This is a genomic window from Candidatus Trichorickettsia mobilis, from assembly GCF_963422225.1.
GTDB lineage: Bacteria > Pseudomonadota > Alphaproteobacteria > Rickettsiales > Rickettsiaceae > Trichorickettsia > Trichorickettsia mobilis_B.
Genome location: NZ_OY728607.1, coordinates 1,564,866 through 1,579,834 on the forward strand (window position 1 = coordinate 1,564,866; position 14,969 = coordinate 1,579,834).

A 14,969-nucleotide genomic window follows, 5' to 3' on the forward strand; every position below is an offset into this window, starting at 1 on the left:
ATGTTATCAATTAATAAGAATTGGGTATCGTTAATAAAGCCAGCTAAGCTAATTTATGATAGTTCAAGTAATAATATAGCGAAAATTATAGTTGAACCATTGGAGCGAGGATTTGGGTTAACTATTGGTAATGCTTTACGTAGAATATTATTATCATCTTTACAAGGAGCGGCAATAACTTCAATAAAGATTCCTGGGGTGGTACATGAGTTTTCTGCAATACCAGGAGTAAAAGAAGATTTAGTAGACATAGCATTGAATCTAAAATCTATTGCTATCAGAATGCATACTTCTGAGCGAAAAATATTAAGACTTAATGTTACGGGACCATGTGTGGTTACTGCTGGTATGATTGATACGGGGCATGATGTTGAAGTGCTAGCTGCTAATCATGTTATTTGTACTCTGGCAAAAGGAGCGCTATTGGAAGCGGAATTTACATGTGAAACTGGTAAAGGGTATATCCCAGCTAATAGAGATAAAGATTTAGCGATAGGGGTGATACCTATAGATGCACTATTTAGTCCTGTAAGAAAAGTAGCATATAAAGTTGAAGATACACGTATAGGTCAAGTTACTGATTATGATAGATTAGTGATGACAGTTGAGACTAATGGCGTTGTAACACCTGAAATGGCAGTTGCTTTAGCAGCGAGAATATTGCAAGATCAGCTGCAGTTATTTATTATGTTTGAGGAAGAGGAAGAAGAGAAACATGATAAATTAGAGGAATTACCATTTAATCCAGTATTATTGAAAAAAGTTGATGAATTAGAGCTATCTGTAAGGTCTCAAAATTGTCTTAAGAATGATAATATAGTATATATTGGCGATCTTGTAATTAAAACTGAAGCTGAGATGCTAAAAACACAAAATTTTGGCCGTAAATCTTTAAATGAAATAAAAGAAATATTATCTAATTTTGGTTTGAAGTTTGGCATGTCAGTATTAGGGTGGCCGCCAGAAAACCTTGAAGATTTATCAAAGCGTTATGAGGAGCCATATTAATTTAAGCTCTATACAGCTAATTTTTTATTTACACGGAGTATATTAAGAGATGTATCATAAAATCAAAGGTAGAAAATTAAACAGGACAAGTAGTCATAGGCAGGCTATGCTGGCAAATATGGCTGTTGCACTTGTAATGAATGAGCAAATAAAAACAACTTTGCCAAAAGCAAAAGAATTGCGCCCTTATGTTGAAAAATTAGTTACAAATGCAAAAAAATCTGATTTAGCGGCTAGGAGAAAAATTATTGCAAAAATAAAGGACAAAGTCGCAGCAGAAAAATTAATTGGGGTATTAGGTAAAAGATATAATGCTCGTCCCGGGGGATATATAAGAATAATTAAGGCAGGCTTTAGGTATGGAGATATGGCTCCTGTGGCTTATATAGAATTTGTTGACCGAGACATCAGCGCTAAGGGGAACGTGCCTAACGCTGTTAATCAAGAATCATCGGGATTAGAAATATAATAGACTTCTTTTTACAAACTCAAGCATGAAAGAAGGCTTAGATAAGGAGACAGCCAGGCTTAATCTTAGAGTTCTAACGCTGCTTTAATATGTTCCTGATCAAGTGCAAATCATCTGTATGAAGTAGGAGTTTGTAAGAGAGGTTTAATGAGATTTTATACAAGAAGTCAGGGTGGGTTTAGGCTCTATAAAATTTCTTACACAGTGCCTATATCAATTTACTAATTTAGTTTTATGAGATAATTATTCAATATGGCAAATCATTCTTCGGCAAAAAAAGCATTGAGACAAACAATTAAAAAAACTTTAATTAATAAAAGTAGAATTAGTCGTATCAGGACTTATATTAAAAAAGTATCTCAAGCAATTGCTGCTGGATCTCAGCAAGAAGCAAGGGATGCTTTAATAATTGCGCAGTCTGAAGTTATGAGGGGGGTTACAAAAAGAGTGCTTAAACTAAATACAGCTTCTAGGAAAATTAGCAGACTTGCTCAAAAACTAAAGAACATGTCTTAATAGCGACAGAATATTTTTTGTCACATCTGTTGCGGAGTAGATAAAAAGGTATTATAAGAGTCAAAAAATAGAAAGATGTTTTATCTTACGCCAAAGTTATTTCCCTATTTTAAAGGCTTTTGTTCTTCGCTGGAAAGTCATAACGCCCTCACAAAGCAGGGGCTTGACGGTTATAAGCAGCCCAAAGGGCTGCCAGTTAAAACTCTCCTGTTTCACCAGAGCTTTGACCATCAAGTTGTTCCTGGTTTCTAATGTAGTCCCTCATCTAATTTTCTTCAAAGCCTACTGTAGATACTGCATAACCTCTAGCCCAGAGTCGTTCTTCATTAAAATTACGCTTTCGATCACCAAATTGTCTGGCAATGCTATCGCACTCTTTTCCCTTAATATATCCTATCACTCCATGTTGTGATGCCAATTCATGGAATACTGGCCAAGATATTCTCTTACCTTCCCATACAATGTCTTCTTACGACATTTGGGAATAAAGACCACATGATATAGCTTAAATCGATAAGGTGGTAACTTTTTTGATGCTGTTTGTGAGGTGTTGTTCACGATTTTTTAAGTGTACCAGATGTCATCCCCAGCTAAGCAGGAATCCAGTTTTTTCTACTTAAATCTTAAGCTGGGCAAAAATCTACTAGATTTTTTGGATCCCTGCTTAGCTGGGGATGACATCTAGGGTATTATTTTACTCACAAACAGCATCAAAAGAGTCACTACTTTATCGATTTAAGCTATATTTGCAATCCCATTTTGAATGATTTAAACTCTCGTATGTTGTCATATATTTTCTCCTTTGACCCGTCACAAGCCATAGGAATTATATACTGACAACGTTTTTCTTTTCTACTAAATCTAAAGGCCAAGCTTTGACAGTCTACCTAACCAAGCTAGGGGCTTACCTACCATCAAGACTAACGCGAGTTGCCAATTAAAACTGCTAGTAACTCCCGTTTCTACGTCTAAGCTGAGGGAGCACAGTCAGACGACTGGAACTGGCCTCTGTGGTGTTTAAAAAGTATTTTAATTAGGCAACTCGCGTTATACTATTATTTGTTTATATGAAATGTCGGTTCTCTTTAAGCTATCGAGATTTAGAAGAACAGCACTCCTACCATATATGGCACAGCAGTATCATTGGGATTTAGCCTAATTACTATCAAAGCAGTTACGTGCCTCCCTAAACCTCCCTTAAACTAAGAGCAACACCTTTGTTTTGTTGTAAGCACCAGCATAGCAGGATATTAAGCCTGATTTGCCTCATTATAGCAGCCGATTGCCTCCTCAAACCTCTTTAAATCAAGAAAGCAGTACCTGTTAATTGTTTAGGAAAGCTGAAATTGCTGACAGTAATATCTTGGAGATGGGGAGTTGGAATCACTTCCTTTTAACAGTAATGCATAAGCATTTGGGCTTTTTGAATATGCTTAAAAGAGCCTGAACCTTAGTAGAGATATGGGGCGAATAACGGGGCTCGAACCCGCGACCCTCAGATCCACAATCTGATGCTCTAACCAACTGAGCTATACCCGCCATTAAGCCTTTTATCAAACTAGGCATTGCGCACAAATTTTATGGAGATTATTAACTACTATAAATAATCTCTATAAAATTTGTGCGCAATGCCTAGACTGGCCTAAACTAAAACATTACCTACGTCAAGTCAAGAACTATAACTTATTTGAAACTAGGCATTGCGTACAAAATTTTATGGAGATTATTTATAGTGATTTTTAATCAAGAAATAACAGAGATTTTGTAGGAATAGTATACCTATTTCAAAAAATCTAGGTTATTTTGCAGACAAAAAACATATAAATAATCTCCATAAAATTGGTACTCAACGCCTAGTTTAGTTCTAAAAACTTACGCTTTATTTTTGCGGTAAATTACTTCTGATTTCAGCAATTGAACTCTGCAATTGAGTAAAATCTACTAAACCTGGAAACAACTTACCATTAATTATATAAGCAGGCACTCCTTGAATTCTAAGATTACTGGCCATTTCAAAATTTTTGTCAATTAAACTTTGTATTTCAGATTTATGTATTTCTGTCTGCAGCGATACCCAATCTATCTCATTACTGCTAATCAACCCTTCTACAGCTTCTGCAGTAATGGGTTTCATTTGCATCAACCCTTGATGAATAATTTTAAACTTATCTGGAGCTAGTTTATGTACCGCTAATGCAATTTTTGCAGCATACATAGAATTTTCACCCAAGATTGGGAAAGGCCTCAAGATAACCTTAACATCATTATTAGCCTCAAGCGCCTGATTGATATAATTATCACCTTTTTTACAATAAGAACAATTATAGTCGTAGAAAGATACTATAATAATATCTCCATCTGCATTACCAAGCACAGGAAAGGTAGTAGAATTTTCTATTTCCGGTTTCTTTTGTTCAATGTAATTTTTTACAGTTGTTTCCATTTCCTGCATTTTACGCTTTTGCAGTTGTTCAATTGACTCAATAATCACTTCAGGATTATTCATCAAATACTCTTTTACAATATTTTGAACTTTTTCTTTTTCATCTTCTAGAGCTGTAGCTTCTCCCATGGTTGTTATTACCGGTGAAGAAATATTATTAGATGCAGGAGTAATAATTTTATAAGCTAGTAAAGCTATCAAAATAACTAAAACGCCAAACAGAATTTTGTTAACCAATTTTTGTGCCATTTTTATTATACTCAAATATTAAATATTGCTAATCATATTTAATGATAAATATAAAGTAAAGCTCTCCTATCCATCAATCTCTATATTCTTAGGTAATTCGTGAGAATTATATCATTCTCCTGTAGTCAATGCATTAAATCAGTTTTACTACATTCTTAATTATTTTATAAAAAGTAGGAAAAACAATACAGAGTTTTTAGTGAAATTACAGAACTGCTGAAGAGTTGATCTATACTTGGTCGGGGCAGAGAGATTTGAACTCCCGACCCTCTGGTCCCAAACCAGATGCGCTACCACTGCGCTATGCCCCGATGTTATTTAGACCTATTGCATGAATAAGCTTATTAAGGTAACCGCTACCACGTATAATAGATGTGGTATGTATAAACTATAAATCAACTTAAATCAATAAATAATGTATTGCTCTAGGCTCTTGTACGCAAATTTTATAGAGATTATTTTTAGTGAGCTTTAGAGGGTGATGTAAACAAAACGTTAATTGAATTTTTGCTTATTTTCTTATCTTTCTACGTCAAATTTTATTCTAATAGGCCACTATTATCATCAAATTTGTCTTGAAATATAAAAAATATCCTAAAAATCATCTTAACGTTTTGTTTACACCTACCCTCTTAGGCATTACGTACAAAATTTCAATGGATTTATTTATATGTTTTTTGCCTGCAAAATAACATAGAGTTTATGAGAGAGCTTCTTCTTTAACTTGAATATCTTCTAAATTATTGGTAGTAAGAATCCAATCAGCTATCTGTACAATATTGTGTTCTAATGCATAATCCAATAAAGGTGTTTCTTTTATAGTTTGATTATTAATGTTATTTAGTATAACAGATAAAGCCGATTGATTTACGTCAAGATCTTGTCTTTCCAATAATACCGTCGCCAGTTTTGAATTGTGTTTTGCTATATAAGCTACTAAAGGTATATATTCTTCTACTTTATTACTAGCAGCATCAACATTAATAGAGATAATATGTCTATTAATATCAAGATCTTGCCTTTCCAGTAATACCATCGCCAGTTCTAAATTGTATTTTGCTATATAAGCTACTAGAGGTATGTATTCTTCTACTTTATTATTAGTAGCATCAACATTAATAGAGATGATATATCGATTTACATCAAGATCTTGCCTTTCCAGTAATACCATCGCCAGTTCTGGATTATGTTTTACTATATAGGCAAATAATGGGAAGCTTTGCTCAGTGATGACATTATTTAAAGAATCTGCGGTTATTGATATAATTACTTGATTCAATTCCAACTCTTCACTAATAAGCAATGCATCTACTACTCCGACTAAATTATGTTCTAATGCATATGCAAGCAACGGTAAATATGTTTCAATTGCTAAAGTTTGTTTGGTATTAACATTAACCGACTTAATTATTTGATTAACGTCAGCGCCATTTTTGATAAGCGTTATTGTTATTTCTTGAGATTTTTGTATGGTCTGCGCTAAATTAATATTATTTTTTATCCATTCTTTATTAGGAGCTATTTTTTGTAAAAATTCCTCAAGTAAGTTATTATTATTCATGTCTATCACTGCTGCCAGTTGTATAGGAAGTAACAATGTCTTGTGAGATTTCATAAATTTTTTACCTTAATCAATTATTTTATTTTACTATATTTTGAAATTTTGAGCTAACTCTACAAGTTCTTCAGTCACTAAATTCTGTCCTTCGTTACCAAAAGCTTCAATTATTATAGTGGCAGCATCCTGCTTTGCTAGTGGTGCAGCTGGATCTTGTAGAGCATCTGTTAATAATTTTATAGTATTTGGAGTTAATTTAACATTTATGTTATTTTCAAATTTACGAGCTAGAGACTTCAGATTCTTATATTTATTGACAGCATTCTCTTGATTCTATATAGATTTACTGGCTCCTGCTAGTTCAACAAGGTCTTTAGGAACTGTAAGATTTTCTGATCCTACTTGTCCAACATGTTTTATCGCTTCAGTAATAATAAATATAGCATCTTGCTTGGCCTTAGGTTCTGCGCTAGGGTTATTTAATATTACTCTTAACTGATTAAGTATGGGCTCGCTAAATTCTTTGACAGCCACTTGGTTATCTTTAAAACCTTCGGCTATAATTGAAATTAATTTATGATTAACGTTATTTTGAGGCAGTAGTTGAGGCGATAGTAGCACAACGTTCTGAGTTTGGCTTTTAAGGGCTTCTGGTATGTTTTGTCCATTTTTTACCGCTGAATTAATGATAAATACCGCTGTTTCTTTTGCTAAAGTCTCTGAATTTGGATCACTTAGAACTTGTTCTAGTAAATTCAAAGTAGTCGGTACTAACTTAATATCCTCTCCTCTCTCAAAGCTAGCCTGCAATATCGTAAGCAAGGGCAAGCTGGCATTAGTTGGCTTACTATATGTTAGGTTATCCGGAATAAAATTGTCTTTTTCTACTTTTTGAAAACTGAAGTCAAGTATATCTTGTGGTAACATACCTGAGTTGTTGGCTTTATCACCAGATTGTAAGTAAAGTACTTTCTGCTGATTTATCTTATTTAGCTCTGTTTGCACTAAATTTTTATTACTTGCAAGAATTCTATCTATATTATTTGTAGCTTTCACCATAAAAAATTATTCCATAAATAAACATACTTATTATTAAGTGTCGTTTATTAATAAATTAATTAATAGTATAATACTTAGGTTTATTACATAAAGTAACTTCGCTGTAGTTATTTTACCATAATGATGTTGCATAGCCTGGAGGATTATTGAATTAGATTAAGTAGCTAATCATAGATAACAAACGTAACATTAAGGACATTAACAGCTTCATTCTCAATATCAAAAAAGCAAAAAATCAACCTGGTAAATACTGTAACTATTGATTTCTAAGTGTATATTGCATCATAAAAGCTACCCACGCTCCAATATATACCCACCATAATTGCCATACACTATAAGAAATCATTCCTATAATAAGATAATTCACAAAACACGCATATCCAACAATACAAAAATATTTATTATCACCCATGTTGTTGCTAATTTTCTTCAACCATTTATTAATTGTTATCAATAATAATAAAAAACCTACTATACCTAAATCCAATAAAATTTGTAAAATGTTGTTATGTGGATGTAATGGCAAAGGTGACCAATGATATTGATGGTAATCAATCATGTCATCTTCATCAATAGATATAAATTTAGCAGCACCAATACCAAACCCTATTATCGGCTTTTCCAATATTTTATTGGCAACAAAATTCCAAATAAACAAACGATGCTTAGCAGAATCAGCTATAAAATTTGTATATTTATCGGATAAATCTCTGGGCGAGATATTGTAAACTATAAAAGGCAAGGATACTGCGCCAATTAATATAATAATACGTAATAATTTATAAAATCTTTCAGTAAAGAGTGAGCCTAGAATAAATACAAAGCCCCCACAAATAAAACCAAGAAAACTAGCTAGACCATCTGATATGCTTAATAAATAAAAAACTACTATATACAATGCTAGTGCGTACCAATACTGCTTATTCTTAACTAAGATACCTATGACCACCCATGATGTTACCGACAATAAAGCGCAACCTCTATCCAGCATGTATAAAAAATATTCTTTAGTGTTGCTTTGAAATAACTGTCGAAATGACCGTGATAAAATACCGTGAGAATTTTTTTCAATAAAAAACAATATTATTGCAGCAACTATTCCTATGATCAAAAAAACTTTTATCTTTTTTTGTAGCCCTATATTATCACTCACCGCACTTATATTATCTTGTAAAATAATACTAATTAATATTATCGAAAAAGTAGAGATAGACAACCAAAGACTTGCAAAAATATTTATTGACCACACACTACTAAATATACTCCAACTAATAAACAGACACTCCATTATATAGTTTTTTGTTGCAAATTTAGTTAGATACTCATTAAACTTACTACTAATTGCATATTTATGATGTTGAGCTTGCGGTAATATTTTTGGAACACTCAGAGCTTCATCAGCATTTACACTACGTCTATCTAACTTGTGCGCTTCATGAGATATATTTAGAAAATTAGTGTATTGATCTGTTTCACTGTTTATGTTCTTGGAGCGTATTATTTTTTTACAAAAATTTGCTAGAAATAGCAAAAAGAAAACTGTGACAGTTACAGAAGCAGATAAACCAGCAAGCATACCCATTGCCGGAATTATAAAAGTTATAAATGGTAAAATATTATTTACAGACATTCTTTGATAAATACTTCATATACTGGATGCTCTAATGTAGAAATTCCTATATTAGATATCATCCAACCTTGAAAAACCATTATAGGATCTTCTTCAGTTTTATTTTCTATTATAGTTAGTAAGACTTTATCATCAGGAGCATATGGGTCTAAATTTTTTATACATCTATGAATCTTAACTTCAATATTGCCAAAATATTGAACTTCTCCAATAGCAAGCGTCATTTCTTTAGATTTTGCAGTAATTTTATTTAAAGCGATAATTTTAGCTTTGTCATAATTTTTTAAGGTCACCTCACTATTACTACTAATAGCATCTGGCTTTAATTTTTTATCCACAGGAATATCAATTGATGAAGGTGCAGTTAATGGTAACTGCGTTTTATCTTCAATATTTACTTCTTCATCTGTAGTAAGTAACTCTTCCATATTACTAGCTTCGTCGATAGTAGCATAAGTATCAACTATAAATGAGCTGCAGGTAATTACTAATAAACATATAATAATCAATAACTTACTATATTGTTTTTTCAACTTGTTGCTGCTAGCTATATATAAATCCATTAATTGTATAATCTCAGAAGCATTAATAAACCATATGCATCAGTGATGCATATGGTTTATTAAGATCTCAAATTTAGTTGAATATTCTAGCTTAAATTATAAGAGTGTTCAACGAACATACGCACCAAGTTAAGGAAAAGAGGCGACACAAAACGTCTTGCTTGAAACCACGTTAGTGGTCTTGCGGCAATCCAGTAAACGTTTTATTTTCTGGATTGCTTCAGGCTTTACGCCTCGCAATGACGGGCTTTTGGAGTGTTTTTTAGCCACTTCAAATTTGTGTGGATAATCAGCTCGCAATGACGAGGAGCGGCTCGCTTCTTTTTCTTAACTGATCCTAGATTGAACGCCCTCCAAATTATCGACTATAATTTTAATTTCGCGCCAATAATTGCCACTGTACCTTTGGTTTTTTTATTGGGAGCTTCTGGGGAATAAAAACTTGGTTTACCTTTAGCCTGAAAATATGCTATCTCTGCATAAGGCAATAATCCTGCTCCTAATTTATATTCTGTACCTAATGTAACAGCATCAAGTGTATTCTTGAATTGCTGTGACTTAAAGTAAGAAAGACTGGTTTTAATTGGCCCTTGGCCGTAAGCTATAGCACCATTATAATAATTAGTACTACGTCCACCTTTATGGTATTCCTTAGATGTTAAACTTTTACCTAAACTACCATATGATACCGCATATGAAAAATTACCATGAGTTAAAATAGCTCCAAGATTATAAGTACGTAAATCACTTAATTTACAATTCTTATATAGTGTGCCGTCTTTTGTATTGTCTGAATAATCAGTATAGATCGCACTTTTACCAGCAGAATTGCCATATTCACCAGTAGCTGCCAGCTTTAAATCAACACCATCAGCAATATGATGCTCGTATGATATACCAGCAGAGAAAGCGTTTCTTACATTTCTATCTAAGCTTGCTGCCATTTTATTAGCTTCACTAGGCAATTTAACTACAGCACGACCTCCTCCCAAACGATCATGACCGGTGACTGCCACATTACTAGAATCTGGGATATAAGAGACGCCAACCTGGAATCCTTGCATTTTAGGAGTAAAATATGAAATCTTTCTTGATGGCTCAGTTTTATCATTTAGCTGATTAAGTTCTATTTTATGAGTTGAATCAAAAAAGAAACTATAAAAAGCAAATTCTGGAGCCAGTTCTTTATAAGTCACATTTGCTCCAGCAAGATTAGCGTATGTTCCGAAATCATCACCAGTAGCAGCCGCTATATCATAAGCAGTTATTCTCATTTTAGACCCAGCATCATAAGGAGACCCTGCTTCTACTTTACCATATCCTGACTCTACAAAAAGATGTGAACCATTATAACTAGGAGATCTCTTGGCGAGAGTGGTAGGCATCAACACTACCTTACCACCATAAGTTACATCTTTAAAAGTTTGCGATACAGTAGCTGCTAAAGCTGCCTCAGTATAAAATGCTACAGCTTTATTATGCTTAGAAAGATTTTTTTCTGTACTCTGCAATTTATTTTGGCTTTTAAAACCAGACTGAAAATGAAATAACCCTTCTAGCTTTACTTCGGTATCAGATGATACCGTAGTCGCAAGAGCGGAACTTGTTATACAAAGGATACTTAAAAACAATATTTTTTTCATAAAACAACCTAAACACAATAAACTTAAAATAACGCCAATTTAATTATATAATACACTTAAATATATCAAATCACAAATATCACCTTAAAATGCATACTTATAGTTTAATACTCTATAAACAACAACAAATTACCTCAAGTAATTTCATCAACTAATATTGCTAAATTAACTGCAATTAATATTAAGCGCTATTATTATCACATTCTGATAATCCTAAACTTAAGATTACTTGACAAAACTCAAAATTCTAAATAATTTGTCAAGATACAATATATATACTTATTATTAATTAACAATTTAAGGTTCTACATAGTGGCAATCAAATCAGATAAATGGATAAATGAAATGTCCACTAAATATAACATGATTTCGCCTTTTATTCCAGAACAAATCAAAATACAAGACCATCAACCAATTATTTCTTATGGTTTATCATCTTATGGTTATGATGCACGTGTGTCTAAAGAATTTAAAATATTTACCAATCTTAATTCCACAATCGTCGATCCCAAAAATTTTGACCATCATAATCTAGTAAGCAAAGAAACTGAGGTTTGTATTATTCCACCTAACAGCTTTGCATTAGCTCGCACTGTTGAATATTTTAAAATACCACGAGATGTATTAGTAATTTGCGTCGGTAAGTCTACATATGCTAGATGTGGAATAATAGTTAATGTAACTCCCTTAGAACCAGAATGGGAAGGTTACGTAACCCTAGAATTTTCAAACACTACCCCTTTACCGGCAAAAATTTACGCTAATGAAGGTGCTTGCCAGTTTTTGTTTTTATCTGGAGATCAGGAATGTACTGTTTCTTATGCTGATCGCAATGGCAAATACATGAATCAAACCGATATAACTTTACCTAAATTATGAATAATCAAGAGAGAATTTTGTCATGACAGAAAATCAAGCCATGCCCCATATTGCAATTAATGCACAATATATTAAAGATTTATCGTTTGAAAACCCGGCAGCACCAGGCTCATTGGCTAGCTTACCACGAAATCCAAACATTGATTTATCATTAGATTTGCATATCACACGCTTGCCTGAAGATAATTTTTTTGAAGTGGAATTAAGTATTGAAGCTAAAGCTCATAACGACGATCATACTCTATTTATTGTAGATCTTAAATATGCCGGAATATTTAATATTATTAATATACCAGACGAACAGCTCCAAGCTGTTCTTGCTATACATTGCCCGGCGATGATTTTTCCTTTTGCTCGAAAAATTGTAGCAGATGTAACCCAAGATGGCGGTTTTCAGCCACTAATGATCGATCCCATAGACTTTGGGGCTCTATATCATAAAAAATTATCAGAAACTGAAAACTAGGCGTTCTATGGTTTTTGCATACAAAATTTATGGAGATTATTTATAGCTTTTGTTAGCAGGTTCGCAGTTTACATTATTAGAGAGCGTTCAATTTCAAATTCCATAAGCAAAAACTTAAAGGATTTATGATAAAAATATCGACCTGTCTGCTTATTATTTTATCTATTTTGTGTTCAATAAATAGTCTTGCAACAACCAACTCCAATGGTACTAAAGTAAAGCTTCAGGGTGGCTTTGATTTTCAAAGTGCATTTCATGATCATAATGTCAAGCAAGCTTTATATTTATCGAGACTTAATAAGCAAGTCGCCTTTAATTCTTCTGGTCATATGAATCTCGATATAAAAAATACTGATAATGATGCAGTTAATTTTGGTGCTAAAATTGGTCTTGAAATCACTTCCAAGAATGATAGAAAAGCAGCGTCATCTTTATATTTAATTACAAATTATGGGAAATTGGAACTTGGTTCCGATAAAAGTGCTACCAATAAAATGAAAATCACCGGATATTCCGTTGGTGCAGGCACAGTAGGATCATGGGATAGCTGGACTAGATTAGTTCGTTATCCCGACAAAATTGCTTATATAGTTAATTTTGGTAATTTTTTGGATTCTAAAACACGAGAAGGAGAAAAAGTAGAATATTCAAGAAAAATCACCTATTTCTCTCCCAACATCTCTGGATTTCAATTAGGAATAAGTTATATACCAGACTCTACTAATACCGGATATGCTAAGCACAATAATCCTGTACATCATAACCTTGCAAAACCTCTAAAACTTTCATTTGCTATCAAAGATGGAATTGGATACGGTTTATCTTTTGAGCATAAAGCCAGCAGCGACCTTAAAATTAAAACTGCCTTGGTAGGAGAAAGAGGAATTACAAGAGTAAAGCCATGTTGTAAGAGTATTGAGAATAAGAGTATTGAGAAATATACTAATCTTAACACCTATCTTATTGGCTCGGAAATACATTATAAAGAATATGCGCTAGCAGCTTCTTATGGCAATTATTTACGCAGCCTTACATCACCAGATATAGATGAATCTTCACGTAGCACCTACTTATATGGTATCGGTGGTCGTTATGAATATTCTGCCAAGATCGCTACAAGCTTACACTATTTTTTTAGTAACCATAAATCTAATAAGTTTAATGCAATAACTTTGGCTGCTGATTATAAAATTGCTTCTGGTTTATTAACCTATGCTGAAACAACGCATTATACTACTAATGGCCAATTCTTTAATACAAAAACTAAAAAAATATCTTACGATAAGACTAAAGGAACTTTATTACTAGTTGGCCTTAAACTGGAATTTTAATTTATCGAATTATATTTTACTATTCGCACTTTTTTACTAAAATATTAATAATTTCGCAAAATCATAGCAAAAATCTCTTGATTTTTTATTAAGAAGATGACATTATACTACCTTAGAGCTAATGAAATTTGATTAAGAGAGATAAAAATAATGAGAGTATTACTTATTGAAGATGATCCATCAACTGCAAAATCTATAGAGCTAACGCTAGCTGCTGAAGGGATAATCTGTGATACCGCAGAACTTGGTGAAGATGGAGTAGAAATCGGTAAGCTTTATGATTATGACATCATAGTTCTCGATTTAATGTTACCGGACATTGATGGTTACGAAGTATTATTGCGTCTAAGATCTGCAAAAATCAAAATTCCAATTTTAATCTTATCTGGATTATCATCAGTAGATCAAAAAATCAAAGGTCTTGGTTTTGGTGCCGACGATTATCTAACTAAGCCTTTTAATCGTGGAGAATTAGTAGCTCGAATTCAGGCAATTGTGCGCCGTTCTAAGGGTTATTCTGAATCTGTAGTTAGATTTGATAAAGTATCAATTAATTTTGATACTAGAGTCGTTGAAGTTGATGGTTCAGCAGTACACTTAACCAATAAGGAATATGCAACCCTTGAATTACTAGCAATGCGTAAGGGTACCGTACTCAGCAAAGAGATGTTTCTCAATCATCTATACGGTAGTATGGACGAGCCAGAAATAAAAATTATAGACGTATTTGTTTGTAAGCTACGTAAAAAATTAGCTGATGCTTCTGGGGGCACAAATTATATAGAAACTGTCTGGGGACGTGGATATATGCTCAAAGATTATGAAAGTGCTGAATCACAAAATAATCCACAAAATAATTCACAGCATACCTTAGAATTTGAAAGATAATAAGCTGCATAATGGTTTGTTAAAAACACTTATAGCCGAAAGCAAAGTGTAGCAATCTAGAAATAGCAGAACGACTTAGTTTTTCACTGGATTGCTTCAACTTCGTCTCAAAGTTTGAGGTTGTAAGCGTTCACGGTTTTTAAAAAAAGTCGTCTGAGCTGAGGCTTTTAGCCGAAGCAATCCAGAAGATCTAGTGCAAAAAACTGGATTGCTTCAGAGCTAAAGCTCTTCGCAATGACGTTGGTCGCTAGCTTTGTAAGTCGTATA

13 protein-coding genes, 2 tRNA genes and 1 pseudogene are annotated in these 14,969 nt (G+C 33.1%); 7 read left to right on the top strand and 9 right to left on the bottom strand.

What is annotated here, in order from left to right; translation table 11 throughout:
• The 3 genes from R2I74_RS07470 to rpsT all read left to right on the top strand — a co-directional run bounded on the left by R2I74_RS07470 (position 1) and on the right by rpsT (position 1,993).
• Complete coding sequence (locus tag R2I74_RS07470; RefSeq protein WP_316355030.1) at positions 1-1,008, top strand: DNA-directed RNA polymerase subunit alpha; 1,008 nt, start codon at positions 1-3, stop codon at positions 1,006-1,008.
• 49 nt (positions 1,009-1,057) lie between these two features.
• Positions 1,058-1,477 (top strand): 50S ribosomal protein L17, encoded by a 420-nt coding sequence (gene rplQ / locus R2I74_RS07475; RefSeq protein WP_316355032.1) that lies wholly within the window; start codon positions 1,058-1,060, stop codon positions 1,475-1,477.
• A 252-nt stretch (positions 1,478-1,729) separates the two neighbouring features.
• Positions 1,730-1,993: a 30S ribosomal protein S20 gene (gene rpsT, locus R2I74_RS07480; protein WP_316355035.1), complete on the top strand. Its 264-nt coding sequence runs from the start codon at positions 1,730-1,732 to the stop codon at positions 1,991-1,993.
• A 268-nt stretch (positions 1,994-2,261) separates the two neighbouring features.
• Here the strand turns inward: rpsT and R2I74_RS07485 are convergent.
• The 9 genes and pseudogenes from R2I74_RS07485 to R2I74_RS07525 all read right to left on the bottom strand — a co-directional run.
• Positions 2,262-2,551, bottom strand: a pseudogene (locus tag R2I74_RS07485) (transposase); the annotation flags it as partial.
• Between the two features lie 904 nt (positions 2,552-3,455).
• Positions 3,456-3,532: transfer RNA gene (locus R2I74_RS07490), tRNA-His, on the bottom strand.
• A 340-nt stretch (positions 3,533-3,872) separates the two neighbouring features.
• The gene (locus tag R2I74_RS07495) at positions 3,873-4,685 is read right to left on the bottom strand and encodes a DsbA family protein (RefSeq protein ID WP_316355036.1); all 813 of its coding nucleotides are present in this window, start codon (positions 4,683-4,685) and stop codon (positions 3,873-3,875) included.
• Between the two features lie 236 nt (positions 4,686-4,921).
• Positions 4,922-4,996, bottom strand: a tRNA-Pro gene (locus R2I74_RS07500).
• A gap of 389 nt (positions 4,997-5,385) precedes the next feature.
• Complete coding sequence (locus R2I74_RS07505; protein WP_316355037.1) at positions 5,386-6,300, bottom strand: hypothetical protein; 915 nt, start codon at positions 6,298-6,300, stop codon at positions 5,386-5,388.
• Positions 6,301-6,576: 276 nt separating this feature from the next.
• On the bottom strand, positions 6,577-7,302 hold the full coding sequence (locus R2I74_RS07510) for a hypothetical protein (protein WP_316355039.1): 726 nt from the start codon (positions 7,300-7,302) through the stop codon (positions 6,577-6,579).
• 256 nt (positions 7,303-7,558) lie between these two features.
• Positions 7,559-8,932, bottom strand: a complete 1,374-nt coding sequence (locus R2I74_RS07515) for an O-antigen ligase family protein (RefSeq protein ID WP_316355041.1) — start codon at positions 8,930-8,932, stop codon at positions 7,559-7,561.
• The gene (locus tag R2I74_RS07520) at positions 8,923-9,495 is read right to left on the bottom strand and encodes a DUF2155 domain-containing protein (protein WP_316355043.1); all 573 of its coding nucleotides are present in this window, start codon (positions 9,493-9,495) and stop codon (positions 8,923-8,925) included. The genes R2I74_RS07515 and R2I74_RS07520 overlap by 10 nt, the downstream gene beginning before the upstream one ends.
• A 365-nt stretch (positions 9,496-9,860) precedes the next feature.
• The gene (locus R2I74_RS07525; protein ID WP_316355044.1) at positions 9,861-11,138 is read right to left on the bottom strand and encodes a porin; all 1,278 of its coding nucleotides are present in this window, start codon (positions 11,136-11,138) and stop codon (positions 9,861-9,863) included.
• Positions 11,139-11,450: 312 nt separating this feature from the next.
• On the opposite strand from R2I74_RS07525, the gene dcd reads away from it, so the two are divergent.
• The 4 genes from dcd to ctrA all read left to right on the top strand — a co-directional run bounded on the left by dcd (position 11,451) and on the right by ctrA (position 14,702).
• Positions 11,451-12,017, top strand: a complete 567-nt coding sequence (gene dcd / locus R2I74_RS07530) for a dCTP deaminase (RefSeq protein WP_316355046.1) — start codon at positions 11,451-11,453, stop codon at positions 12,015-12,017.
• Positions 12,018-12,039: 22 nt separating this feature from the next.
• Complete coding sequence (gene secB, locus R2I74_RS07535; protein ID WP_316355047.1) at positions 12,040-12,483, top strand: protein-export chaperone SecB; 444 nt, start codon at positions 12,040-12,042, stop codon at positions 12,481-12,483.
• A gap of 125 nt (positions 12,484-12,608) precedes the next feature.
• Positions 12,609-13,814, top strand: a complete 1,206-nt coding sequence (locus tag R2I74_RS07540) for a porin (RefSeq protein ID WP_316355049.1) — start codon at positions 12,609-12,611, stop codon at positions 13,812-13,814.
• 150 nt (positions 13,815-13,964) lie between these two features.
• Positions 13,965-14,702 carry a response regulator transcription factor CtrA gene (gene ctrA, locus R2I74_RS07545; protein ID WP_316355051.1) on the top strand — a complete coding sequence of 246 codons (738 nt, stop codon included), beginning with the start codon at positions 13,965-13,967 and terminating at the stop codon, positions 14,700-14,702.
• Positions 14,703-14,969: the final 267 nt, after the last annotated feature.